The sequence below is a fragment of the Providencia sp. PROV189 genome (assembly GCF_028480065.1).
GTDB classification, from domain to species: domain Bacteria; phylum Pseudomonadota; class Gammaproteobacteria; order Enterobacterales; family Enterobacteriaceae; genus Providencia; species Providencia stuartii.
In genome coordinates this window covers 164,381-190,786 of the sequence record NZ_JAMPOG010000008.1, presented here as the reverse complement: position 1 = coordinate 190,786, position 26,406 = coordinate 164,381, and the positions used below count along the sequence as shown (strand labels likewise).

20 protein-coding genes are annotated in these 26,406 nt (G+C 43.5%); 12 read left to right on the top strand and 8 right to left on the bottom strand.

From position 1 onward, the window contains the following. Positions 1-10: 10 nt before the first annotated feature. Positions 11-1,459: an NAD-dependent succinate-semialdehyde dehydrogenase gene (locus PR833_RS06665; protein ID WP_014656832.1), complete on the top strand. Its 1,449-nt coding sequence runs from the start codon at positions 11-13 to the stop codon at positions 1,457-1,459. Between the two features lie 28 nt (positions 1,460-1,487). Then, the gene (locus PR833_RS06660; protein WP_004926619.1) at positions 1,488-2,441 is read left to right on the top strand and encodes a PDR/VanB family oxidoreductase; all 954 of its coding nucleotides are present in this window, start codon (positions 1,488-1,490) and stop codon (positions 2,439-2,441) included. Positions 2,442-2,473: 32 nt separating this feature from the next. Here the strand turns inward: PR833_RS06660 and PR833_RS06655 are convergent, their stop codons facing one another. Both PR833_RS06655 and PR833_RS06650 read right to left on the bottom strand, forming a co-directional pair. Then, on the bottom strand, positions 2,474-3,373 hold the full coding sequence (locus PR833_RS06655) for a helix-turn-helix domain-containing protein (protein WP_004926622.1): 900 nt from the start codon (positions 3,371-3,373) through the stop codon (positions 2,474-2,476). A gap of 21 nt (positions 3,374-3,394) precedes the next feature. After that, positions 3,395-4,318, bottom strand: coding sequence for a LysR substrate-binding domain-containing protein (locus PR833_RS06650; RefSeq protein WP_004926625.1), 924 nt, complete (start codon positions 4,316-4,318; stop codon positions 3,395-3,397). A 108-nt stretch (positions 4,319-4,426) separates the two neighbouring features. Here PR833_RS06650 and PR833_RS06645 point away from each other — a divergent pair, with 108 nt between their 5' ends. The 10 genes from PR833_RS06645 (at position 4,427) to deoD (ending at position 16,553) form a co-directional block, all read left to right on the top strand. Then, complete coding sequence (locus PR833_RS06645) at positions 4,427-5,494, top strand: tartrate dehydrogenase (protein ID WP_004926627.1); 1,068 nt, start codon at positions 4,427-4,429, stop codon at positions 5,492-5,494. 270 nt (positions 5,495-5,764) lie between these two features. Further along, positions 5,765-7,354, top strand: coding sequence for a peptide chain release factor 3 (gene prfC, locus PR833_RS06640; protein ID WP_004926630.1), 1,590 nt, complete (start codon positions 5,765-5,767; stop codon positions 7,352-7,354). 286 nt (positions 7,355-7,640) lie between these two features. After that, positions 7,641-8,051, top strand: a complete 411-nt coding sequence (locus PR833_RS06635; protein ID WP_004926633.1) for a BON domain-containing protein — start codon at positions 7,641-7,643, stop codon at positions 8,049-8,051. A 201-nt stretch (positions 8,052-8,252) separates the two neighbouring features. Further along, complete coding sequence (locus tag PR833_RS06630; RefSeq protein ID WP_014656831.1) at positions 8,253-9,407, top strand: patatin-like phospholipase family protein; 1,155 nt, start codon at positions 8,253-8,255, stop codon at positions 9,405-9,407. Beyond that, complete coding sequence (locus tag PR833_RS06625) at positions 9,400-10,182, top strand: TatD family hydrolase (protein WP_121874837.1); 783 nt, start codon at positions 9,400-9,402, stop codon at positions 10,180-10,182. The genes PR833_RS06630 and PR833_RS06625 overlap by 8 nt, the downstream gene beginning before the upstream one ends. Before the next feature lie 304 nt (positions 10,183-10,486). After that, on the top strand, positions 10,487-11,761 hold the full coding sequence (locus PR833_RS06620) for a NupC/NupG family nucleoside CNT transporter (protein ID WP_169342151.1): 1,275 nt from the start codon (positions 10,487-10,489) through the stop codon (positions 11,759-11,761). 477 nt (positions 11,762-12,238) lie between these two features. Beyond that, the gene (gene deoC / locus PR833_RS06615) at positions 12,239-13,018 is read left to right on the top strand and encodes a deoxyribose-phosphate aldolase (RefSeq protein WP_004926644.1); all 780 of its coding nucleotides are present in this window, start codon (positions 12,239-12,241) and stop codon (positions 13,016-13,018) included. A 53-nt stretch (positions 13,019-13,071) separates the two neighbouring features. Beyond that, entirely contained in the window at positions 13,072-14,394 is a 1,323-nt protein-coding gene (gene deoA, locus PR833_RS06610; protein WP_004926646.1) for a thymidine phosphorylase, read from the top strand. Positions 14,395-14,455: 61 nt separating this feature from the next. After that, positions 14,456-15,679, top strand: coding sequence for a phosphopentomutase (deoB, locus tag PR833_RS06605; RefSeq protein WP_014656829.1), 1,224 nt, complete (start codon positions 14,456-14,458; stop codon positions 15,677-15,679). A gap of 157 nt (positions 15,680-15,836) precedes the next feature. Next, positions 15,837-16,553 (top strand): purine-nucleoside phosphorylase, encoded by a 717-nt coding sequence (deoD, locus tag PR833_RS06600; protein WP_004926652.1) that lies wholly within the window; start codon positions 15,837-15,839, stop codon positions 16,551-16,553. A 94-nt stretch (positions 16,554-16,647) separates the two neighbouring features. Here deoD and PR833_RS06595 read toward each other — a convergent pair whose 3' ends face one another. From PR833_RS06595 to PR833_RS06570, 6 genes are all read right to left on the bottom strand, one after another. Next, on the bottom strand, positions 16,648-17,151 hold the full coding sequence (locus tag PR833_RS06595) for a GNAT family N-acetyltransferase (RefSeq protein WP_169342152.1): 504 nt from the start codon (positions 17,149-17,151) through the stop codon (positions 16,648-16,650). 159 nt (positions 17,152-17,310) lie between these two features. Beyond that, positions 17,311-20,100: a M16 family metallopeptidase gene (locus PR833_RS06590; protein ID WP_272525980.1), complete on the bottom strand. Its 2,790-nt coding sequence runs from the start codon at positions 20,098-20,100 to the stop codon at positions 17,311-17,313. Then, on the bottom strand, positions 20,090-21,796 hold the full coding sequence (locus PR833_RS06585) for an ABC transporter ATP-binding protein/permease (protein WP_004926661.1): 1,707 nt from the start codon (positions 21,794-21,796) through the stop codon (positions 20,090-20,092). The genes PR833_RS06590 and PR833_RS06585 overlap by 11 nt, the downstream gene beginning before the upstream one ends. A gap of 48 nt (positions 21,797-21,844) precedes the next feature. After that, the gene (locus PR833_RS06580; protein ID WP_272525979.1) at positions 21,845-24,613 is read right to left on the bottom strand and encodes a secretin and TonB N-terminal domain-containing protein; all 2,769 of its coding nucleotides are present in this window, start codon (positions 24,611-24,613) and stop codon (positions 21,845-21,847) included. 117 nt (positions 24,614-24,730) lie between these two features. Beyond that, the gene (locus tag PR833_RS06575; RefSeq protein WP_061064679.1) at positions 24,731-25,717 is read right to left on the bottom strand and encodes a FecR family protein; all 987 of its coding nucleotides are present in this window, start codon (positions 25,715-25,717) and stop codon (positions 24,731-24,733) included. After that, positions 25,717-26,253 (bottom strand): RNA polymerase sigma factor, encoded by a 537-nt coding sequence (locus PR833_RS06570; protein ID WP_036941906.1) that lies wholly within the window; start codon positions 26,251-26,253, stop codon positions 25,717-25,719. The genes PR833_RS06575 and PR833_RS06570 overlap by 1 nt, the downstream gene beginning before the upstream one ends. Positions 26,254-26,406 lie beyond the last annotated feature (153 nt).

The following is a 26,406-nucleotide window of genomic DNA, read 5'->3' as shown; positions in this document are numbered from 1 at the left end:
GAAATAGCACATGAATAGGTTAAATAACCCAGCGCTATTCCGCCAGTCTTGCTATATCAATGGTCAATGGGTGGATAGTTCGAAGACTATTTCAGTATTGAACCCTGTGGATCAATCGGTGCTGGGTACTGTACCCAGCCTTTCACCAGAGCAGGTGAATGATGCGATTGTGAAGGCACATCATGCGATGGAGGCTTGGCGTCAGTTCACGGCAAAACAACGTGCTACGATTTTACATCGCTGGTTTACATTGATTGAAGCCAATATGGATGACTTAGGTTTGCTGATGACATTAGAGCAGGGCAAACCGTTGAATGAGGCTAAAGGGGAAATTCGTTATGCCGCCTCGTTTATCGAATGGTTTGCAGAGGAAGGCAAGCGAGTTTATGGTGAGACGATCCCGCAAACCGTAGCTAGCAACCGTCTTTTAACCATCAAGCAACCGATTGGTGTGTGTAGTGCCATTACGCCATGGAACTTCCCCGCCGCAATGATCACGCGCAAAGCCGCTCCCGCATTAGCAGCGGGCTGTAGCATGATTATCAAACCCGCCAGTGAAACACCGTTTACGGCTCTCGCACTTGCTGAGTTAGCGCAACAAGCTGGCGTGCCTGCTGGGGTGCTGAACATTGTGACAGGGGAATCTCGTGTTTTAGGGGAATTACTCACACGCCATGAATTGATCAGTAAATTTTCTTTTACTGGCTCTACGCAAGTTGGACGTCAACTGTATGAGCAGTGTGCCTCAACGATCAAAAAAAGCGCTTTAGAGCTTGGGGGAAATGCCCCTTTTATTGTGTTTGATGATGCGGATATTGATAAAGCGGTAAACAGTGCAATACAGGCAAAATTTCGTAATGGTGGGCAAACCTGTGTTTGTGTGAATCGTTTTTATATTCATGAGTCCATCTATGCGCCATTTATCGAGAAATTCACCGCAAAAGTAAGCCAGTTACGTGTTGGAAATGGGTTGGATGAGGGTACTGATATTGGGCCTATGATTACATCTCGAGCCATCGATAATATGAATTTATTAGTTAAAGATGCACTTGCTAAAGGTGCCAAGCAGCTAACGTTGGGGAATGAAATCACTGAGCAAGGTAATTTTATCAATCCAAAAGTGTTAGTGGATGTGGATGATTCAATGGATATCGTACACGAAGAGATTTTTGGCCCTATCGCGGTACTTATTCGTTTTCGTGATGAAGATGAGGTTATTAAGCGAGCGAATAATACGATCTATGGTTTAGCCGCCTATTTCTTTTCAAAAGATATTGGTCGTGTTTATCGCGTGGCAGAGAAACTGCAAAGCGGCATGGTTGGGATTAATACAGGCCTGATCTCCAATGAAGTTGCTCCATTTGGTGGTGTTAAGCAATCGGGCCTAGGCAAAGAAGGTTCCCGATATGGCATAGAGGACTACCTGACCGTGAAATATCTGTGTATTGACATCGCTTAGCCAGTAATCAGTAAAAGAGGGAATTGTGATGAGCCAACAAAAAATAGCCGTAAATGTTAGCCGCATAGAGCAACTTAGCCCAACCATTAAAATGTTCGAGTTCGTTGCAAAAGAGACCTTGCTTGAACCGTTTAGTGCGGGGAGCCATATTACGGTACACATGAACGAAGAGCTGGGATTACAGCGGGCTTATTCGTTAATTAGCGATCCTAAAGATTGCCATTGTTACCGTATTTCTGTGCTACGCGATGAGAACTCGAAAGGCGGCTCTGCTTATATGCATGAACAGTTAGCGGAAGGGGATTTAGTTTATTTATCGCCTGCTCAAAACTATTTTTCATTGAAACATGACAGTTCTTGTAAGCATATTTTGATTGCGGGAGGGATTGGTATTACCCCGTTCCTCTCATACCTTTATGAATTAGAGCAAACGGGTATGGAATTCGAGCTTCATTACTGTTTTCGCGATCAAAATACGGCTGCTTTTGTTGAACAGCTTCAAGAGCGATTGGGGGAGCGATTATATCTTTATGATAATGCGAAAGCGCAGCGCCTATCTGTCGAGCAGTTGGTTAAAGCGCAACCCAAAAATAGCCATGTTTATGTGTGTGGCCCTGAATCATTAATTAATGCGGTTATCGAACATGGCAATGCACATTTAGGTGAATCTCAAGTTCATTTTGAAAACTTTGGTGAAGTAGCAAATGAAGGCGAGGCTTTTGAGGTTTATTTCCAACGTTCAGGGTTTAGCTTAAATATCAGCGAAGATGTCTCCATTTTGCAGGCGATCGAAGCAGATAAACGTATTCAGGTTGAATGTTTGTGCCGCAATGGCGTGTGTGGCACTTGTGAAACGGCAATTTTAGAAGGCGAGGCAGATCATCGCGATCACTACCTTGATGATGATGAGCGTGCGGAGCAGAAGACCATGATGTTGTGTGTTTCGCGTGCTAAGACTAAACGGTTAGTGTTAGATTTGTAATGTATGCTAGCCCCGATAATGGGGCTTTTGTGTTATTTAAGCTGAAACATGAGGAATGGCTGCTGCTCATCATTGAGATGATAAGAGGCACTAATTTCACGGTCTTGAAAGTGAATGTGACCGTGACCTTTACTATACACCCCTTCTAACCACGGTTTATGATTGATAGCGAGTTGATAGAGTAAGCGCTGTAATTCCAAATAATCGATATCCGCAGTTTGGCTTTCGAGATTACTGGCAAGTATTTCCCCCGCTTTATCGGTAAACACAACTAAATGGTTAAAGTGAGCGAGTAAGACATCAAAGTAGCACTTAATTTTACGTAGCCGTAGTTCTGTATTTTTACGTTCGGTGTTATCTAGGCTGATCCCCACCAATTTAGTCACTTTACCATTTGGGCCTTTAACACCGGTTGCTCGTGAGGTGATCCATCGGTAGCCATCATCCCACGCAATTTTAAAATCCATTTCATGGGCGCCACCTTCACGAATGATCTTTGAGTAACCATTCACTAATTTATCTTTCGATTCTTGGTTCATTAAAGCCCAAAAATCATCATTAGTGGTGATTTTGATGCCGTAAACATCTTCAACATTATCCGAATAGTTCAGTTCGCCCGTGAGTAAATCCCATTCCCAAGTAACGATCTCAGTGGACTCTTGAAGATGCACTTCATTGATATTACGAACAATGGCTGGGTGTGAAGCGGTAGAGGCGTGATTGGTGTATTCACCATATTTGAGCCATATTTTATCAACATTCAGTAATTGTGCTAATTTCTCAAGGTTGTTTTCATCAATCATACCGCCTTTTGTCCACTTGTTGACGGCAGTCCGAGAAACACCAAGTGCTTCAGCGGCTTTTAACTGGCTCATTTTTTGTTGTTTCAATAAGGCCAGCAAACGTTGTCCAAATGTTTGCGTGTCTTTCATCGGCTCATGTCCACCTTTTGTTTATTCATCCTGAAATTGATGCGGTAAATGTTTTGATAAGTATTCTGTTAAATTTTCAATAAAAACGCGCAAGTTTGCATTATTGCGGGCGGTGCGTGAATAAACGGCATACACATCAGCAGGTTGGCTCCATTGTGGAAGTACGCGAATTAATTTTCCGCTCTCTAACTCCGGTAGTACACTCCATAATGAACGCAACAAAATACCTTCACCGCCGATACACCACTGTTTAGCGACATCACCATTGTTCACCATGAGCTTACTATTTGGTGCCACCGTCATACTTTCTGTTTGATGTTGTAGTTTCCATTGTGCAGGTGCTTGGTTGCGCTCTTTAATCGTAATGCAAAAATGTTGTTTTTCTAGCTCTTGAGGATGATTAGGGCTGCCATGCTGCTCTAAATAAGCAGGGGAAGCGCAGAGAATGCGTTTATTTTTGGCGATTTGCTTCGCAATGTAATGATCGGGGATTGTGCCACCAATATAAATATCGAGATCAATGTTTTCGCTGATAATATCAATGGAACGATCGGTTAAAGTAAGGTCGATCCCTAAGAGTGGATAGTTAGCACGTAATGCTAGGATAAAGGGGTTGAGATAGGCGCTACCAAAGCCTGTGCTGCAACTGACCCTTAACTCACCACGGATCTCCTCTCGACAGGCGTTTAACGCATTGTGCATATTGTCGAGTTCGTGTAATAGCCGCTCACCACTGCTCAGAACAATGCGTCCTTCATGAGTTAAATTAATTGAGCGGGATGCTCGCAGAAATAGCGTCTGCCCGAGATTTTCTTCAAGTAATTTTATGCGTTTGGAGACATAGGCGGGTGAAACAAGCAGTTGCTCCGCGGCTCGTGAAAAACTCATTAAGCGAGCAACAGTGACAAATACTCTAATGTCTTCCAATGCGGGTAGCTTGTTCATAGTTTGTAAACCCAAAGATTACACTTCGACGCTATACTTTATCACAGCAACCCATAAACTGGAGATCTTACTTACTCATAAAATTTATTGTTGTGGGAGTGCCGTGACATGTCACAATTTAATATCGCAGTCATTCCAGGTGATGGTATTGGAACAGAAGTTATACCTGAGGGATTAAAAGTCTTAGAGGCCGCAGCAAGTCAACATCAGGTAAAGCTTAACTTTACCCATTTTGATTGGTCCTGTGAAACTTACCATCGTACAGGACGCATGATGCCTGAAGATGGTTTAGAACAGTTAAAAAAATTTGATGCCATTTTCCTTGGCGCAGTCGGGTTCCCTGGTGTGCCTGACCATATTTCACTTTGGGGGCTGTTGTTACCCATCCGCCGTGCTTTCAACCAATATGTTAATTTGCGTCCGGTACGCCTATTTGAAGGGATCAAATCCCCTTTAGCCGATAAAAAACCCGGTGATATTGATTTCTATGTGGTACGTGAAAACGTAGAAGGGGAGTATTCGGCTATTGGCGGCATTCAGTATGAAGGTACTGAAGATGAAGTGGTGTCTCAGCAAAGTATTTTTACCCGTAAAGGTACGGATCGGATATTAAAATATGCGTTCGAATTGGCACAATCACGGGAGAAAAAACATTTAAGTTCGGCAACGAAATCAAATGGCCTTTTTCACTCAATGCCTTATTGGGATAGCCGTTTTGCGGCAATGGCGAAACACTACCCTGATGTGAAAGTGGATCAATTCCATATTGATATTTTCGCCGCCAACTTGGTCAGAATGCCTGAATTTTATGATGTGATTGTAGGCTCCAATTTGTTTGGTGATATTTTGTCGGATTTAGGCCCTGCCTGTACCGGAACCATTGCCATTGCACCTTCTGCGAATATTAATCCTGAAAAACAGTTCCCATCTATGTTTGAGCCAGTACATGGTTCAGCGCCTGATATTGCGGGGCAAAATATTGCTAACCCAATCGGCACTATTTGGGCGGCCGCAATGATGATGCAGCATCTCGGCTGCCCAGCAATGCATGATACCATTATGGATGCGGTTGAAACGGTGATCAAAGAGCGCCATCACTTAACTCGCGATATGGGCGGAAATGCAAGTACACAGCAACTTGGGCAAGCCATTGCTGATCTGATTTTAGCCAAATAGTCACTCTTCTTGGGGAGCCTACTGAGGCTCCTTAGTGGCTTTGGCATGTCGTCCGTTCTGTTTTAATTAGTTTAATGGCAGTAACAAAAAGAGTCTCTTTCTCGGTAACAATCGCTATCAATTAAGTGACCTTTGATTGTTTATGACCCTAAGATCTGAGAAAATAGCCGCCAATTTCGATTAACAAGACGGATTTGCTGAGCTAAGAGCCACCTATTGCCTCTCCTAATGCATGTACAAATCTGTATTCAAACAAAAAAGAACGGTTAAATGGCAGATCAGAATTTTCTACATGAAGTCAACGCGCGCAGGACGTTTGCGATCATTTCTCACCCTGATGCAGGTAAAACCACCATTACTGAAAAAGTATTGCTATTTGGGCAAGCGATTCAGCGTGCGGGAACGGTAAAAGGCCGCGGTTCAAATCAACACGCAAAATCAGACTGGATGGAGATGGAAAAGCAACGTGGTATCTCAATTACCACATCGGTGATGCAATTCCCTTATCATGATTGTTTAGTTAATTTGTTGGATACCCCGGGGCACGAAGACTTCTCTGAAGATACTTATCGTACTTTAACGGCGGTTGACTGCTGCTTGATGGTCATCGACTCCGGTAAAGGGGTTGAGGATAGAACTCGCAAATTGATGGAAGTCACTCGCTTGCGTGATACGCCGATTTTGACTTTTATGAATAAACTTGACCGTGATATTCGTGACCCAATGGAGTTAATGGACGAAGTTGAAAATGAGCTGAATATCGCATGTTGCCCAATTACGTGGCCCATTGGTTGCGGTAAGTTGTTCAAAGGGGTTTATCACTTATTACGTGATGAAACGATCCTTTATCAAACAGGCCAAGGTCATACAATCCAAGAAGTCCGTATTATTAAAGGGTTAGATAACCCTGATTTAGATAAAGAAGTCGGTGACGAATTAGCGGCTCAGCTACGTGATGAGTTGGAGTTGGTAAAAGGGGCCTCTCATGAGTTCGATCATGATGCTTTCCTTGAAGGCGAATTGACTCCGGTTTTCTTTGGTACTGCACTTGGTAACTTTGGTGTGGATCATATGTTAGATGGTTTAGTCCAGTGGGCGCCATCGCCTCAGCCACGTCAAACCGATGTGCGTGAAGTTGAAGCTACAGAAGAGAAATTTACCGGTTTCGTCTTCAAAATTCAGGCGAATATGGATCCAAAACACCGTGACCGTGTTGCTTTCATGCGTATTGTTTCAGGAACTTATGAAAAAGGTATGAAGCTGCGTCAGGTGCGTACGAAAAAAGATGTCGTCATCTCTGATGCGCTGACCTTTATGGCAGGTGATCGCTCTCATGTCGAAAATGCGTATGCGGGTGACATTATTGGTTTACATAACCACGGTACGATCCAAATTGGTGATACCTTCACACAAGGGGAAGATCTGAAATTTACGGGGATCCCTAACTTTGCACCTGAGCTGTTCCGTCGTATTCGTTTGCGCGACCCATTAAAGCAAAAACAATTGCTTAAAGGGTTGGTTCAGTTGTCAGAAGAAGGGGCTGTACAGGTTTTCCGTCCACTGACCAATAATGATTTGATTGTTGGTGCTGTGGGGGTGTTGCAGTTTGATGTCGTTGTATCTCGTTTGAAGAGTGAATATAACGTTGAAGCCATTTATGAAGCGGTTAACGTATCAACGGCACGTTGGGTTGAGTGTGATGACGCGAAGAAATTCGAAGAATTTAAGCGTAAGAACGAGCAGAACCTAGCACTCGATGGCGGCGATAATCTTTCTTATATCGCTCCAACCATGGTTAACCTAAACTTGACCAGTGAGCGTTATCCGGAAGTCAAATTCCGTAAAACCCGCGAACACTAATTTTATTTTCAGGCTAAGCCCACTACAGAAAGGCCTTTTTTGTAGTGGGTTTTCCCAAATTAACCATCCATTTTCGAATACTCTCCTGTTTTTTTATCTAAATATTGCAGATTACTCTGTCTTTTGCGTTTGAATACTTTATTTCAAGGGGCTTTTCCCATAGTCTATAGTTATCAATTGAAATAGCGACAGCGCTTAGGCATATGGCGTATGACGTATGACGTCGATTATGGCGATACAGTGGGTATTTCAATACTTAAAACAGTAGTTGATAAGGAAGGTACCGATGAAACATTCAGCACTTTTACGTTCTTTAATTGTTATTGGGTTAAGTGGGACCTTATTTGCGTGTAGCTCATCGGCAAACTCCCCATTGAAAGAGCAAGCTGCTGAAACTTGGGATAGCGCAGTTAAAACAGCAGATATTGCAGGGAAAGATACCAGCGAAGCGATATCCAGTGGCGCGAAAAGTGTCGATAACTATATGGATGATTCTTCCATCACTGCTAAGGTCAAAAGTAAGCTGCTAACAACCAGTGGTATCGACAGTAATTCGATTTCGGTGAAGACAGTCAACGGCGTTGTTTACCTCTCTGGGTTTGTGAAATCGAATAACCAAGTCGATAAAATTGTTCAGGTTGTCTCGATGGTTGAAGGTGTAAAATCAGTACAAAATGGTTTAGTTGTGGCGAATTAATCGATAACGGCCAGCACAATAGCTCAAGTCAGCACATATTGGGTGAGTTGAGCGACTAAAATAATTTGCTCAAAGTTAAAAACTGAACCTCACTGAGAGGTTCAGTTTTTACATTGTTGATTCGTGACAATTTACTTTATGGGGCTGTGTTTATACATAGGCATCCTATCGCTATGTGTAGAAGGTTGTCAGGGGACGAAGATGGGAAAACATGTATCAGTAACACTTGGCAGTATTGAGCCTTTGGCTTTTTATGATGAGCTAAATAAAGGAAAAACAGCGCTTATCTGTGAAGGTGGAGGGCAACGCGGTATTTTTACGGCCGGTGTTTTGGATGAGTTTTTAAAAACAGGCTTTAACCCCTTTGATATCATGATTGGCACATCGGCGGGAGCACAAAATCTCTCTGCTTATATCTGTGGTCAATATGGCTATGCTAGGCGGGTGATCACGCGTTATACGACAAGCCCACTCTTTTTCAACCCACTGCGTTTTATTCGAGGGGGGCATTTAATCGATTTAGATTGGTTAGTGGAAAGCACCTCGAAAGAGTTTCCTCTGCATATTTCCTCTGGCATTGAGTTAATGGAGGCGGGGCGTGAGTTTTATATGGGGGCAAGCCGTAGCGATGATTTTGAAGCCGAATTTTTAAAGCCTAATGCGGATACATGGCTCGATATCATTCGGGCATCCAGTGCGATCCCCGGTTTTTACCGCATGGGGGTTGAGTTTGAAGGGACTTTGTATCACGATGGTGGGATCAGTGCGGCGATACCAGTTGAAGAGGCATATCGTCAGGGCGCTGACACGATTGTCGTCATCCGTACGGTGCCTTCACAAATGTACTTTACCCCTGAATGGGTCAAGAGAATGACTCGCTGGCTAGAAGGTGAAAAGTATGGTCTACAACGAATGGCAACCATGCTAAAAGTTCATCTGAAAAGTTATCGTCGTACTCAAGAGTTTATTGAAAATCCACCGGGTGATTTACAGATTTTTGAAATTTATCCACCGACACCGTTAAAAAGTAGTGCATTAGGAAGCCGCTTATCAGCACTTAATCAGGATTATCATGTCGGTCGTCGTTGTGGGCGCTATTTTATTGCCGCATTGGGTCACTGCTTTACAATGAATAATGATGCCGTCAATCGCTTTAGTTTTGAAAGTGCAGCCCATGAAGAGATGCAGATCCTCCAAGATTATGAAGAGGCGATATCTGATGCGCAGCATGATGGTGAATTAGTCGCTCAACGTAAAGCGAAAAAAGCGACCGATACAGCACAAGCCATTATGACGGGCGCAATTGTGGCAGCCAATGAGGAGCCGGCGCAACAGATCAACGAGAAAAATGACTAACCGATTTATTGATACACATTGCCATTTTGATTTCCCACCTTTTATTGGTGATATCAATAAAAGCCTAGAGGCTGCTCAAGCGGCAGGGGTCACTGATATTATTATTCCTACTGTCAGTGCCGATAATTTTGAGCGTGTTTGGGGGTTAGCACATGATCATCAACAACTGCATGCCGCTATCGGCTTGCACCCTTTGTATTTAAATGTTTTTCAAGAACACCACTTGGAAACATTGGCTGAATATCTCCATCAACATAGCCCAAAATGTGTTGCAGTAGGGGAAATCGGTCTTGATCTCTATATGCAAGAGCCCTTGTTTGATTTACAACAACGTGTCTTGATTGCACAGCTAAAATTGGCGAAGCAATATGATCGACCTGTTATTTTACATTCGCGAAAAAGTCATGACCAATTAGCGGCAATATTGCGCCGTTATCCTGTTCCTGCATGTGGGGTTATTCACGGGTTTGCGGGGAGCTTATCTCAGGCTCAAGCCTTTATTAAATTGGGTTATTCGATTGGAGTAGGGGGCACCATCACCTACGAACGAGCTAATAAAACTCGCCAAGCGATAGCTCAGTTACCTCTTACTTCACTGGTGTTTGAAACGGATGCACCAGATATGCCTGTCTCTGGTTTTCAAGGCGAACCCAATCGCCCTGAGCGCATTCAATGGATTTTTCAGTCGTTATGTGAACTACGCCACGAAAGTCCAGATGAAATTGCGCAGCAACTTTACATAAATAGCCTATCATTATTTAATCTGCTCAAATAAAGGCCATCAAAATTCACTTAAGTGAACAGTTGGTTTATATTCCTCCATCGGCATATCTCGTTCGATTTTTCACCTATTTTTTGTGTTCTACGATGCTTTCCAGACTAAACTGATAATTAAATGTGATTTTGGTCACAAGAACTGAATTTTTGTTACTTTTTACACTGCGTATTTGTGACGTAGGTTGCGGGTTCTTGGAAGGGACTAGGTATAATCATCGCACAAAGAGTCAAGGGAACTTATGGGTTCTCTTTCTACATCAATCTAGCATTAAGTGAACAGGGATACTTCCATGCAACTCATTATGAGTCTGGTTGGGATGGCAGTACTGATTGGTATTGCCGTACTATTTTCCAGCAATCGTCGAGCGATTAAACTCCGTACCGTTGGCGGGGCTTTCCTTATCCAAATCGTTATCGGTGCATTCGTGCTTTATGTACCAGCAGGTCGTAGCGTATTACAAGGGATGTCTGATGGCGTTTCTAAAGTCATCAGTTATGGCCAAGATGGGATGAACTTTATTTTTGGCGGCCTTGTTTCTGACAAAATGTTTGAACTATTCGGCGGCGGCGGGTTTATTTTCGCACTACGTGTACTGCCAATTATTGTCTTCTTCTCCTCTTTAATTGCCGTTCTTTACTACCTTGGCATTATGCAGCTGGTTATCAAGATTCTTGGTGGTGGCCTGCAAAAAGTACTTGGCACATCAAGGACGGAGTCTCTATCTGCAACAGCGAATATCTTTGTTGGGCAAACGGAAGCACCATTAGTTGTACGTCCTTATATCTCTACCATGACCAACTCTGAGTTATTCGCAGTAATGTGTGGTGGTTTGGCCTCTGTTGCTGGGTCTGTACTGGCAGGCTATGCTCAAATGGGTGTTCCAATGGAATACTTGATTGCAGCATCATTCATGGCGGCGCCAGGTGGGTTACTGTTTGCTAAACTCTTAGTGCCAGAAACGGAAAAAGCGTATGATAATGTCAATGCGACAGAGCTGATTGCTGAAGATGAGCGCCCTGCAAATATTATCGATGCAGCCGCTTCAGGTGCTGCTTCCGGTATGCAATTGGCCTTGAACGTAGGTGCGATGTTACTGGCATTTATCGCTTTAATCGCCCTAATTAACGGTATCTTAGGTGGTATTGGTGGCTGGTTCGATTACCCTGAACTGTCTCTTGAATTAATTCTAGGTTGGTTGTTTGCTCCGATTGCTTATTTGATCGGTGTGCCATGGAGTGAAGCAACAATTGCAGGTTCATTTATTGGACAGAAAATTGTTGTCAACGAATTCGTGGCCTTTATGAACTTTGGTGAATACATGAAAGCCGATGCGGATGTACTTGCAGCCGGTAAGCAAGTTCTGTCTGATCACACTAAAGCCATTATTTCATTTGCACTGTGTGGGTTCGCTAACCTATCTTCTGTGGCTATCTTACTTGGGGGGCTTGGGGGCATGGCGCCAAACCGTCGTGGTGATGTGGCACGCTTAGGTATGAAAGCGGTTCTCGCGGGTACACTCTCTAACTTAATGAGTGCAACAATTGCTGGTTTCTTCCTAACACTCGCAATTATATAACCTCAAATCTTTGAGAAAGGGCAAATGCCCTTTCTCTTTCATTATTATTTCATTATTTTCAGCTATATTCTTTCTTACTTTTTATTTCATCCTTCTATTTTTGAACTACGCTTAATCAAGTGTATTTATGGCGTGAAGTGACAAAAAAAGTCATAAAAAGCCATTTGAGAGAATAAAATTGAGACTAATTAGCGTATAATTGAGATATTGTTCACAAATATGTATTTAACAATGTAACTTTCAGGCAATTAATGTGATTTGTGGCACATAAAATAGCCGAGTTCCATGGTCAAATAGGTATAAATTAGCTGCTATGGACTGCTAGTTCTCAGAGTGCATACACTCTAGGGCATTGTGCGGTGAGAAGGAATTCAGCTGCTACATTCGGGTTTTCGAGTAGCATCTTTAAGGAACCAAGCCCGCTCGCCAACAAAGAACGTGTTGTTCTGACAGAATTCACAAAGTTGGAGAGTTTTTATGACTGATTTAACTGTAGCTGCGCAACGCGCACTAAATCTAATGGATTTAACCACCCTGAATGATGACGATACTGATGAGAAAGTGATTGCACTGTGTCATCAAGCGAAAAGTCCTGCGGGGCAAACGGCTGCCATCTGTATCTACCCTCGTTTCATCCCTGTTGCCCGTAAAGCACTACGTGAGCAAGGTACGCCAGAAGTGCGTATTGCAACAGTGACTAACTTCCCTCACGGTAATGACGATATTGATATTGCACTGGCTGAAACGCGTGCGGCTATCGCTTATGGTGCAGATGAGGTTGACGTGGTTTTCCCGTATCGTGCATTAATGGCTGGGAACGAAAAAATTGGTTTTGATTTAGTGAAAGCCTGTAAAGAGGCTTGCGCTGCTGCAAATGTACTTTTGAAAGTCATTATTGAAACGGGTGAGCTAAAAGATCCGGCTCTGATCCGTAAGGCTTCTGAAATTTCAATTAAAGCAGGAGCAGATTTCATTAAAACATCAACAGGTAAAGTACCTGTTAACGCCACCCTTGAAAGTGCTGAGATCATGATGCAAGTGATCCATGATATGGGCGTAGCAAAAACAGTGGGTTTTAAACCGGCTGGTGGTGTGCGTACCGCTGAAGAAGCTGCTCAATACTTAGCATTAGCAGATAGAATTTTAGGTAAAGATTGGGTTGATGCTCGCCATTTCCGTTTTGGTGCATCAAGCCTGTTAGCTAATTTGCTGAATACGCTTGGTTTTGAAACTAAAAAATCAAGCAGTAGTTATTAATTAGACCGCGCTTAAGCGATTACCTAGATTCTGTTTGAATTAAGGAGCATACCGTGTTTCTGGCACAAGAAATTATCCGTAAAAAACGTGATGGCAAACCACTGAGCGAAGAAGAAATTCGTTTCTTCATTAATGGTGTACGCGATAATTCAGTTTCTGAAGGTCAAATAGCCGCTTTGGCAATGACCATCTATTTTAATGATATGACCATGGCTGAGCGTGTTGCCCTGACGTTAGCAATGCGTGATTCAGGCACTGTTTTAAATTGGAAATCATTAAACTTAAATGGCCCACTCGTCGATAAACACTCTACGGGTGGCGTTGGTGATGTCACCTCATTGATGTTAGGTCCAATGGTAGCGGCATGTGGCGGCTATGTTCCGATGATTTCGGGGCGTGGTTTAGGCCATACCGGTGGCACACTGGATAAGCTTGAAGCGATCCCTAATTTCGATATTTTCCCTAATGATGAGCGTTTTCGTGACATTATTCGTGACGTTGGTGTTGCAATTATTGGGCAGACGAGTTCACTCGCACCTGCGGATAAACGCTTTTACGCAACACGTGATATCACTGCAACGGTTGACTCTATTCCACTGATTACTGCCTCTATTTTAGGTAAAAAATTGGCAGAGGGCCTTGATGCTCTAGTCATGGATGTTAAGGTGGGTTCAGGTGCATTTATGCCAACCTACGAAAAATCAGAGCAACTGGCCGAGTCCATTGTTAAAGTCGCTAATGGTGCGGGGTGTAAAACAACCGCACTGTTAACCGACATGAATGAAGTACTCGCTTCTAGTGCCGGTAATGCGGTTGAAGTACGCGAAGCCGTTCAGTTCTTAACGGGCGAATACCGTAACCCTCGTTTGTATGAAGTGACGATGGCGCTGTGTGTTGAAATGCTGGTGTCTGGTTCATTGGCGGCAAATAGAGAAGAAGCTCGCCAAAAATTACAAGCAGTCTTAGATAACGGTAAGGCAGCGGAAGTCTTTGGTCGTATGGTTGCGGCTCAAAAAGGCCCAAGTGACTTTGTTGAAAACTACAACAAATATTTGCCTACTGCTGTACTGAGCAAAGCGGTGTATGCAGAGAAAGCGGGTATAATTACCGCGATGGATACACGTGCGCTCGGCATGTCTGTTGTGACATTAGGTGGTGGTCGTCGTAAGGCAACGGATCCGATTGATTATAGTGTTGGTTTGAGCGATATCGCCGCGTTAGGTACTTCGGTTGATAATCAAACTCCACTAGCAATTATTCATGCTAATAGCGAGAAATCGTGGGAAGAAGCGGCAAAAGAGGTGCGTGCAGCCATGGTTATTGGTGATCAAAAACCAGAAACGACGCCAATGGTTTATCGCCAAATTAGTGAATAATTGACAAACAGTTTTATCAGTGGCACTTCCTAATAAGGAAAGATGACGCAGGAGAGAAGTTATGAAACGTACATTTATTATGGTGTTGGATTCTTTTGGGATTGGTGCAGCCGGTGATGCGCACAAATTTAATGATGAAGGTTCAAACACATTAGGTCATATTGCAGAGGCCTGTGCACGTGGTGATGCAGACAAAGGTCGTCAAGGTCCACTGCATTTACCTAACTTAACCAAATTGGGTTTAGGTAAAGCGGCTGAAGCATCTTGCGGTAAATTCCCTGCTGGCCTTGATCCCAATTCAGAAATTATCGGTGCTTATGCTTACGCGAGCGAAATCTCGTCTGGTAAAGATACACCATCAGGCCACTGGGAAATTGCGGGTGTGCCTGTGCTCTTTGATTGGGGGTATTTCGCGGATGAAGAAAATAGCTTCCCACAAGAGCTGTTAGATATCATTGTTAAACGTGCTAATTTGCCGGGTTACTTAGGTAACTGCCACTCTTCAGGTACGGTTATCTTGGATAAACTGGGTGAAGAACACATGAAAACGGGTAAACCGATTTTCTACACCTCTGCTGACTCCGTATTCCAAATCGCCTGCCATGAAGAGACTTATGGCTTAGACAAACTGTATGAGCTATGTGAAATCGCTCGTGAAGAGTTGACAAACGGCGGCTATAACATTGGTCGTGTTATCGCACGTCCATTTATTGGCGATAAAGCTGGTAGCTTTGAGCGTACCGGTAACCGTCATGACTTAGCCGTTGAGCCACCATCACCAACGATGCTGCAAAAATTAGTTGAAGAAAAACAAGGTGAAGTGGTTTCTATCGGTAAAATTGCGGATATCTACGCACATGTAGGTATCACTAAGAAAGTCAAAGCAACAGGGATTGATGCGCTGTTCGACGCAACTGTGAAAGAAATGAAACTGGCTGGTGATAAGACTATTGTATTTACTAACTTTGTTGATTTCGACTCCGCTTATGGTCACCGCCGTGACGTACCGGGCTATGCAGCAGCGTTAGAACTCTTTGACCGCCGTTTACCGGAACTGATGGAACTGGTCAAAGAAGATGATATTTTGATCTTAACCGCAGACCATGGTTGTGACCCAACTTGGCATGGTACTGACCATACCCGTGAGCACATTCCTGTTCTGATTTATGGTCCGAAAGTCAAACCAGGCTTTTTAGGTCATCGCGAAACATTCGCGGATATCGGTCAGACAGTCGCTAAATATTTCGATCTATCACCGATGGAATACGGCAAGCCAATGCTGTAATTGGTTAACATAAAAATTAAATAAGGCAGGAAACTGCCTTATTTATTGTTGATAGTATTGGGTCATTTGCCGTAGACAGCGAGTATTATCAGTCGCTACTATTATCAGGTAATGATGTTAAACCCTTTAATTTAATGATTTATAAGGAATAATAATAATGGCAACTCCTCATATTAATGCAGAAATGGGTGATTTTGCTGACGTCGTATTGATGCCAGGTGACCCGCTGCGTGCAAAATATATCGCTGAAACTTTCCTCGAAGACGTGCGTCAGGTGAATAATGTTCGCGGTATGCTAGGTTTCACTGGTACTTATAAAGGTCGTAAGATCTCCGTGATGGGTCACGGTATGGGTATCCCTTCTTGCTCTATCTATGCAAAAGAGTTGATCACTGATTTTGGTGTAAAAGTGATTATTCGTGTGGGTTCATGCGGTGCGGTAATGGATGATGTGAAACTGCGCGATGTTGTGATCGGCATGGGGGCATGTACTGATTCGAAAGTAAACCGTCAACGTTTTAAAGATCACGATTTCGCGGCAATTGCTGACTATGAACTTGTTCATAATGCGGTAGAAGCTGCGAAGGCAAAAAATGTTAATGTTCGTGTCGGTAACTTATTCTCTGCTGACCTGTTCTATTCTCCTGATCCAGACATGTTCAAAGTCATGGAAAAATACGGCATTCTGGGTGTTGAGATGGAAGCTGCGGGTATTTATGGTGTGGCTGCGGAGTTCGGTGCTCGTGCGCTGACCATTTGTACTGTTTCTGACCATATTAAAACAGGTGAGCAAACAACCTCAGCGGAGCGCCAAACAACGTTCAACGAAATGATTGAAATCGCATTGGATTCAGTGCTATTAGGCGATAAATAATCATTAAATGATTTTTAATTGAGTAATGCCACGTACATCACGTGGCATTTTTATTTGGGGAAAAATGAAGCTCATGGCACCCAAGTGGGTTTGATTACCCTCGATTTTTATTAATCCTACTCATCATAATCGCATCGACATATTGGCCATCGCGGAAAGCGTAATCACGCATCACACCTTCTTGTTCAAAACCAAACTTTTTATAGAGCCCCAAGCCATTGTCATTAGTGGCATACACTTCTAATTCAATACGGCGGATGTTTAACCAGTTATCACAGTAGTCGACCATCACTTGCATAAGCTTCGAACCAATACCTTTTCCTTGGTGCATTTGACTGACCGTAATGCCAAAACTCGCGGCATGTTTACGCCGTTGTTGACTTGGTTGATGGAGAGTGAGGATCCCAACGACAGTATTATCAAGAGTAGCAACAAAATGCGTGACGAGAGGATCATTGGTAGCTAGACGCGCCTCCCAAGTTTCTGTCGATGGGTAGGGTAGCTGTAATGTATTAGCGTATGCCGAATAATCAATATGCATTTGAGTGACGGCGGGAATATCGTCTAAGGTTGCTCTACGGATAACGATGTCGTTCATCATGCTATTTCTCTTTTTTATTTGAAAACACGATCATTAATCATATAAGCCTAGTGAACGTCAAATAATTAAATGATCGTATTTTCGTGAGGCAGCGTTTTATCAGCCCGTATTTTAAGCGAATAAAAAAGGGGAATTAACCCCCTTCAATAGCTATGGTTATGGTGTCATCGTAAATACTTTCGGGTTTTGCCCCAGATATTGATTGGCGATACGGTTGAGATCATTGACCGTAAGTTGCTGGATAATGGCACGCTCTTGGTTTAGACGCTGATATTGTTGGTCATCGGCAGCGACCTGAGCTAACGCCTCGGTCCAATAACCTGAACTGTCGGTTATTTGTGCATTTTCCGTAAGCCAAATATTTTTTGCTTCAGTTAATTCTTTACTATTTACCCCTGAGTGACGTAGTTGATTAATTGTCTTTTGGGCGATCTGTGACATCTCCTCAGTACGTTCTGGTGAGGTGGTAAAGTTGAGGCGCGCAAAATAGTAAGGCTGAGGTTTTTTCGCCAGCATTTGTGAAAAACCAAGTGCATAGATACCGCTGGCTTTTTCGCGGAGTTCGCCACGTAGACGTTGGCTCACAATGGTATCTAGCAGTTGCATTGCTAACTGATCTTGCTGTGTCCATTGTGCAGGGGCAGCAAATTGGATGCTGACCATACTTTTATCACTACTGCTGATCGGGTAATTTTTATTGAAGCTCGCCATTTTAGGCATGATCCCCTGATCACGCCATGCCAGCTGATGATGACTGGCAGGGATAGAAGCAACCCACTGTTCTAATAATGGTTTTAAGTCACGGGTATTCACTGCTCCGCTAATTACCAGTGTCATATTCGCCGTCGAAGTGAGTAACTGGCGGTTAGCTTGCTGTAATTGGCCCGCGGTGAAATTTTTCCAGCCACCTTGTGGGTTAATGACTAACAGTTCACCGTGCTGGTAGCTTTCCTTATTAATATTATCAAGGAAGGTGCGCTCAACAGGTGTTTTGGCAAGGTTCAACGCAAATGACTGTTTCTGCTGCTCTAATTTTTCACCGCTAAATTGCGGAACTGTCAATTTTAAGTGCAGTAATTGCAGGGCGGTTTCGAGGTTATCAACAGGGGCCTTACCGCGGAAACCATGAGTGAGCAATTCACTATAAGGGCGAAGCGAAATCTGATTTTGTTTCGCTAATAATGCCAAATCACGTGCGCTATATTCACCATAACCGCTACTTTCTGGTAGCTTTAATGCCCAATCTGTTAGCCCCGCAGTTTGCATGGTTTCAAGTGAACGGCCGCCGGGTAGCTGTAAATTAAACTGAATATCTTCTTTAAGATTTTTATCAGCTTTGACGATGACCTGAATACCATTGCTAAGTAGCCAACGTTCGGTTTTTGCGACAGGAAGTGCAGTCTGCTCAGTGATTGTGCCTTTAGCCACTTTAGGCAATTGCAGAATGATCGCTTGAGAGCGTAAGGTGAATGGCCCCGGTGAACTTAGACGGGTATTTTGCCACTGCTCACTAAAGTCCGCATGATTGACTTTATTTGCGTCAGTATCAGGGCCAATTAGGGCTAAGCGTGGTGAAGCTTCATTTAAAAAGTTAGCAACGTGCTGCTGTAAATCGTGCGGTTTAACTTTTCCAATCAGTTGGTAACTCTTATCCAATTGTTGGCGTTTATTCCACATTGGCATCTCATATTCAAGCGCGGTGGTTAATTGACCTGCCAAATAATCATTGCCATAGCGCTGTTCAGCGGCGGCCTGCTGGCTGAGTTTTTTCAATAGATTTTGACGAGCGCTATCAAGCTCTTCTTGTGTTACCGGCTCAGTCGCTAATCGCTGTAGCTCAGTAAATAAAACCTGAGTGGCGCCAATATAATCATCTCCTTTAGGGTGGATAATCATTAATTGTTGTAAGCGCTGGTTATCTAACATCGAGCCTTGCTCATTAATACTAATGGCGGGTAATACGCCATTATCCACTAAGACAGAGAAACGTTGATTTAGAATGGCGAGCCATAAGCTATCCATTAAATCTTCGTATTGCCCTTCTCGTGTGTTGAGAGGGGCGATAATGTCTTTTTGCAAAGCAAATTGAACATAACGAGCGCCTTGCTCTTTATCAAACACTGGTTGAACTAACAGCAAATTAGAGTGAGCAAACTGCTTCCATTCTGGATTGTCTTGAGACAAGGTCTCTGGCTTTGGTATGGCGAAAAGCGTATTGATTTCGTCACGTACTGTAGATTGATTGAAATCCCCAATCACCAGCAGGGTCATACGTTGTGGCTGATACCATGTCGCATAATACTCTTTTGCTAGTTCAATCGGTGCTTGGCGAACGATATCGAGTTCCCCTATTGGGTTACGCTCTGCATAGCGGCTACCGTGGTAGCGTAAATGCTCAAGGCTATCATTAACACGATAGCCCATTCCTTGGCGCAAACGCCACTCTTCAATAATCACTGGGCGCTCTTTTTCAAACGCTTGTTGATCAAATGAGATATTGGATGCCCAATCCGCCATCACTTGTAGGGCTGTTGAGACTTGTGCTGGTGTGGCGTTCGGGAGTGATAGCTTATATAAGGTTGAATTGAGGCTAGTGATCGCGTTGACATGACTGCCAAGCTTCAATCCTTGCTGTTCCAACTGTTTAAAGCCTGTTGTGCCTGGAAAATGTTTTGTACCTTTAAAGGCCATATGTTCAGTAAAATGGGCCAATCCTAGCTGTTGTTCGTTTTCTTGCAACGAGCCACTTTTTACTAATAAGCGTAGCTCAACACCTGGTTGAGAACGCGGTAATAGGTAAACGTTTAGGCCATTATCTAATTGATAATGTTGCAAATCAGTACGGATAGGCAATAAATTCTGCCCCATCGTACTGGATGAAGCAGACACCCCACAGCCTGTGAGGCTGAGGCCAATAAAAGCGGCGAGTAATATTTTACGAAGCATATTCAGGCAATCCTGTGGTTATATTGGCGCGAGTTTGCGCTTCTTGAAGCGGAAGAGTGTGTTCGGCAACTTGTGATAGGAAACGTTGATGGGTAACCAACACAATAGCGCTATCGTGTAGTTCATGTTTAATGAGTTGAATTAACTCAAGGGCGCTATTTTCATCAAGTGCTGAAGTGGTTTCATCCAAAAGTAATAATTTAGGGCGATTCAGAAGAAGTCGAGCAAACATAATGCGTTGTTGCTCACCACCTGATAATCGGTTATGCCAGTCTGTCTCTAAACTTAATTGATAGTGCAGTTTCTCTAGACCCACTTTGCTAAGTGCGAGTTTAAAATCAGCCTCTGTAAATTGCTTAGCATCTTGAGGGTATGCCAGTAAGCTGTCTAAACGGCTGATAGGAAGATAAAGGCGTTGTGGGATCCACATTAGGTGGTTTGTACGTTTAATCGCACCTTCAAAGAATGGCCAATGGCCACTTAAAGTACGTAATAGGGTTGATTTACCAATGCCGGAGCGCCCAGAAATTAAAGTGACTTCCCCTTGTTTAGCCACGACATGCACATGCTCAATTAAAGTGCGATTATCTGAGGTAGTCACTTTAACAGCGGCATCAAGTAAAGGTGGTTCTTCGGTGATTTCTACCTCAGCCGCTTTATCATTTTCCAATAAAATCACAAAATTATATAGACGTGAGACGGTAGCCTGCCATGCCGCTATTTCTTTATAGGCGAAAATAAACCAGCCTAATGAAGTGGCAACACTGCTAAAGGCTTGGCGTAACTGCATCAAACCGCCTAACATAATTTCGCCGGCGAGGAATTTGGGCAGCGCCAATAATACAGGGGCGAGAGCGGTCACTTGTTGGTAGCCAACGGTGTAAAAAGAGAGGTTCCGTTCGCAACGAATTAAACGGTTCCAATTACGAATAATTTCACCGAAGCGCTGCATGAGCTCTTTTCTATCTTGCGTCTCACCACGTTGCCCTGCTATTGCATCGCCATGCTGACGGCAATTGATCAAGGCGCTACGGTAATCGGCTTCACGGCGCTGCTTATCCATATTTAAGCGACGTAGAGGGAAACCTATCCATTGCGTTAAGGCGATACCAATAAGGGTGTAAATAATACAGGCCCAAAACATATAACCGGGGATAGACCAATCAGTACCCACCAAGTTGAATGAGAGGCTACCTGACAGTGTCCAAAGAATAGTGGCAAAGGAGACCAGTGTTAACATTGAGTGCAGGAAGGTGACCAGCAGATTCAGTGTCGATTCAATCAGTAATCGAATATCTTCTGCAATACGTTGATCAGGGTTATCTGGCTCTTGTGAGGTTAATCGTAGCATGTAGTGTTTACTGTTTGGAGAAAGCCAGCGATTGAGCACTAACTCTGTCATGCCTTTACGCCAACGAATGATCAGCATTTGCTTGAGATAGTTCCCCATAACGACCACGAAAATTAATCCGCTTACTAACACCACAAAATATTGCAAGAGGCCATAGAGTGCCTGACCATCCAGTTTCTGTAACGCATTATAGAAATCACCGTTCCACATGTTCATTTTGACATTGAACCAGACCGATGACAGGGTTAGCCCCAGTGAGGCGGCAAGCAGTAGCCAGCAGAAAAGGGCAGCGCGCTGCCCCCAAAAAGGTTTAACTAAATAGAAAAATTGTTTCAGTGTCTTCATGACGTTCTTCGTATTGTTGTTGTAGATTGCTCACATTGTTAACAAGATTTAAAGGTCGTAATTGACCTGTAGCCAGAATTGGCGACCTGGATCGTAAGATTTCAACACCCTATCTTCGAACACAAAGCGGTCTGCGATATTTTTGTTATTCAAGATATTGTTCACTTCAACAGAGAAACCAAAGCCATAGGCAAAATCAGGTTTCCAGCCAAGGCGGGTATCCCATGTGTATTTACTGGAGAAGTGCTGTTTGGTGTATTTACGAACTTGCCCATACTCGGGATCAAATGCGTAGGCATTGTCATAGCGAACAGCTTGGTCGCGTGCGCCCCACCATTGCAGGCGGTTATACCAAGTTAGGTCGTAATCATCCCAAACACTGGTCAGTTCTAAGTTTAATTTGAATGGCGAGTTGAAACTGGTGGATGGCAGTTTCGAGGCATCGATGACTTTACCGTCATACCATACCTTGTTGAGGTTCACTTTATTGGCAGGATCAAACGAGTTATAGCCTGCATCTTTTGGCGTATTACTTTCACTTTGCTGCCATGTCAGTGAAGCGGTCATCACATGAGAAGCTTCTGCCCACTCCCAAGGTTGGCTGTTATTAACGGAAAGTGTCACGGTGTCATGTGAACTACGACCGCCATTATCAAAGGTGCGAATGCTACGTTTACTTGCATCACGAGTATCGTATTTGGTACGCGTTCTTACCTCATCATAACCTTCACGGTGGACATATTGTAGGCGCCATGTGGTTGATAAGATCTCCTGTTGCAGTGCAAGGGTTAGCTCATCGTTATAAGGGGTTTTAAGTGAATCAAGTCCTTCATAATCTTTTTTGTTATCCCAATCGTTTTTATTAGGATCTAGGGAGCAGCCATCATAACTATTGCATAATTGCATCCCATCATTTTGTGCGCCATATAAGGCATAGGTGAGCATTGAGCGACCGTAATAACGGTTCGCACCTGCAATAATCTGTGTTTTGCCATCGCCAAAGACGTCGTAGTTACCGGATAAACGCGGTGCTATATTGGTACGATTAACGAAGTCGTCGCGATCTAAACGGATCCCCGGACGAATGGTTAACTTGCCGTATTGAATATTGTCATCAAGGAATACAGCATAATTAGTGTAGTCCGCAGCGCGGCTTCCTGCTTGGAATCGAGTGACATTACTGAGGTAACCGTTATACATGCCACTGTCATCTATGCTACCTGTGTATGTATAACGGAAGTAGTCTTTATCTCGTCGATAAGTGCCTTTGGTGTAATTGAGCTCTGCGCCTAAAGTGGGTTTATGAGTGAGGCCTATGCCATCTTCCATGGTATTAAAACGCATCACCCCCTTTAACCCATGATTTTTCTGTTTTGAGGTGAGATCGCCTAAACCGCCGCTGCTACTTTCCGTGGTTTGATAGGTGGAATAGTCAATAGCACGGACTGTGAGTGAATATTTTTGGTCATCAGTACGATCATCTTTGAGTGTTTGGGTGTTCGCGGTTAACTCGAATTGGCCAATATCAAATTGATGTTTAAAAACCGCGGTAAAACCCAGTCCATCATGGGTTGAATCATAACCTGAATTCATGACTGAAGCAGAAAATAGACGACTATCGTAAGAAGCATAGTTAGCTGAGAGATCTAATGTGCTTTTATCTGATAGGTCGAGCGAATATTTCAGGAAGTAGTTATCCGATGTACGGTGCTGCTTCTTTTCACCTGAAGCGAAATTAACCATTTCCACTTGATTATTTTCATCAAAGATAACGGAATCGCCGCCAGTTACCGTCATTGGTATCGTGGAACTGCGGCGTGACGCTGAAAATACGATACCTGAATTTTCACTGACACCTAATTCGAACCAACCACCAAAATCATCTTTATCGTAGCGATTTTGGAAACGAGCAGGGTTAGCGGTGTCATTCTTGGTCGTATCGATCCCAAGCGAGGAATCATGAAATAAATTGTTCCAACCGGAGCGGGTTAACCGATAATAGGCGTGTGCGCTGTTTTCACCTTGCCAACGGCGGCTATTAACCTCAACGGTTCCCCCCGTAAAGCCACCAAATTCGACAGGAATATTATTGTCATAGACCGCCATACTATCGATAAGACGACTATCGATATAGATCCCCTGATCGCTACTGCTTAAGCGGGTTGCTGTTTCACCAAGGCCATTATCTGCGGGGTCAAAGTCATTGTTGAAGCTAACGCCATCAAGACGATAAGCATTTTGATAACTGCTGGAGCCGTGAATTGAAATACGCGAAGGCTTTATTTCCCCTTGGTTCATTGAGTTGCTGTCATTATTAGCAAATTGAACGGCAGGGTTGGTTTTCATCAGATCCGTAATATTGCCATCGCCCGTGTTACGTTGGCTGATCTCTTCCGATGTCACATACTGTGGCGCAGACATAACATCTGTCGCTGGGTGATTTTGTTGTACGACCCCAGAAACCTGTGTTTCGGGGAGGACTAATGTGCCTTGATTAAGGTTCTGTGAACGGATCACGAAGATGCCATTATCACTGACTAACTCTAATCCGCTACCGATAAGTATTTTTTGTAATGCGGTTTGTGCGGTGTAGTGACCTGATAATGCAGGCGCGCGTAGGCCATTGAGTTGGCTCTTGTCATACAGTAATTGGATATTTCCTTGCTGGGTTATCTGTGCCACAGAAGTGGCTAGTGCTTGTTCTGGAAGTGAGAAAGCGACTTCTTGCGCAGCAGCAGATTGGCAAACTATTGCGCTACTAACGGCAACGAACAGTGCAAGCGGCTTAAACCGTTTGTGGGTGAATCGAATAGACATGAGTATCCCTTATTCTTAAGCGGCACAAAAAGTGTGCTAAAAATGGCAAAATAAATAACAACTGCTTAAGTAGAGGGGGAAATGAGAATTATCCTCACCTGTAAATCGAAATAATTTTCATTTATTTTTTTTATTTTGAATAATCAATATGTTATTTTTGTCTTGATAAACGACTTGTACAGGTAAAAGCATTGGAAGTGCTTGGAAAAATGACTCAGGTTGACGTAAATTGATCCGACCAGAGATTTTACTTTGCGCTAAAGAAGGCGGTGATAATTCAATGTTGACGGGTGAGTAAGCGTTAAGTTCAGAGAGCACCTCAGCCAATGGTTTATCAGTAAAGCTCAACTCACCAAAACGCCACCTTGCCACATCAAGAGGCGCAATTTTATTCATTTTGACAGGGCTATTGATGGCAGAGCTAGTCGCGCTATCCCCAGCAAACAGGTAAGTCGTTGCTTGCTCTTGCCCTGTTTTCAGACTCACTATCCCTTTGCTAACACGGACAGCGACTTGTTGCTGATGTCTATCGACTTCAAACTCAGTGCCAATGACTTGAATGCGCCTTTCATCGGCTAAAATCACAAAAGGCCGATAAGGATTGGATTTGACTTTGAAATAAGCGTTACCTTCATCTAGATATATCCGCCGAACCTCTGTTTCATAGGCTACCCGCACGCGTGTCTGGCGATTGAGAAATAATGCAGAGCCATCTGATAGAGTGACCTCTTTTGGCATATTAGTTGCGACGAGAGTCATATTGTTGAACAACATTGAGGGTAGCTGACTATAGGGTAAGAATAAAATAGCGGCAATAAATAGCGCTGCTAAGGTATTTCCCAATGGGCGCCATAACCGGAAAAAGAGCTGTTTTTTCGGGGGGAGTTCAATAGACGCTGGCCGTGGCATTGAAGCGAACTCGCGCCAAACCCCTGCAATCGCTTCATAGGCTTTCGCATGCTCAGGAGATGCGTGTAACCAGATATCAAATTGCTTTGCTTGTTCAGCGCTCATCTGCTGACTGTGCTTGCGGGTGAACCACAGCGCTGCTTGCTCATCAATAGAATCTAATGTATCCGGCTCAGAGTGTGTTGTACGTGTCATTAATTATTATTGCTCTGATTATCAAGGTGTTTTTTACAATGTACCAAAGCTGCTGCTATATGCTTTTCGACCATACTAATGGAAATTTCCATTCGTTCAGCAATCTCACTTTGTGACAAACCATCAAATCGGTAGAGCAAAAAAGCTTCGCGACGCCGTGGAGGGAGCGACTCGATCGCCTCACTAAGCCACTGGATACGTTGTTGATGCTCCAGTATTTCACTGGGATCAGCTTGTGTCTCTTCGAGCTGCTGTTCAAGTAAAGCATCATCAATGTTTGTTTCAGACGTGGGTTGGCGTTGATGACGTCGCCAATGGTCAATTAACACATGATTGGCGATTTTGAACAAATAAGCACGGCTCTCTTTAATCGGAGATTGCTCTTTTCGATTAAGCCATAGTGTAAACACATCCTGAGATAAATCATCAGCATCGTTACTATTACCTAGCCGATTGCGGAAAAAGCGGACAAGTTGGCTATACGTTGACTGATATGCGCCGCTAATTTTACGGGCAAGGGATTTATCAATAGTCATTTTTCGCTGGTGTTAAAAGTTAAATTACACGCTTAGGCGTGATAAAGATTTGCTCAAATCGCTTTATTGTTTTATTTCAAATAGTTATTTTAACTTTAGAATGTTATTAATAATAATGAATATCATTTTTGTTTGTATTATGCCTATAATCTG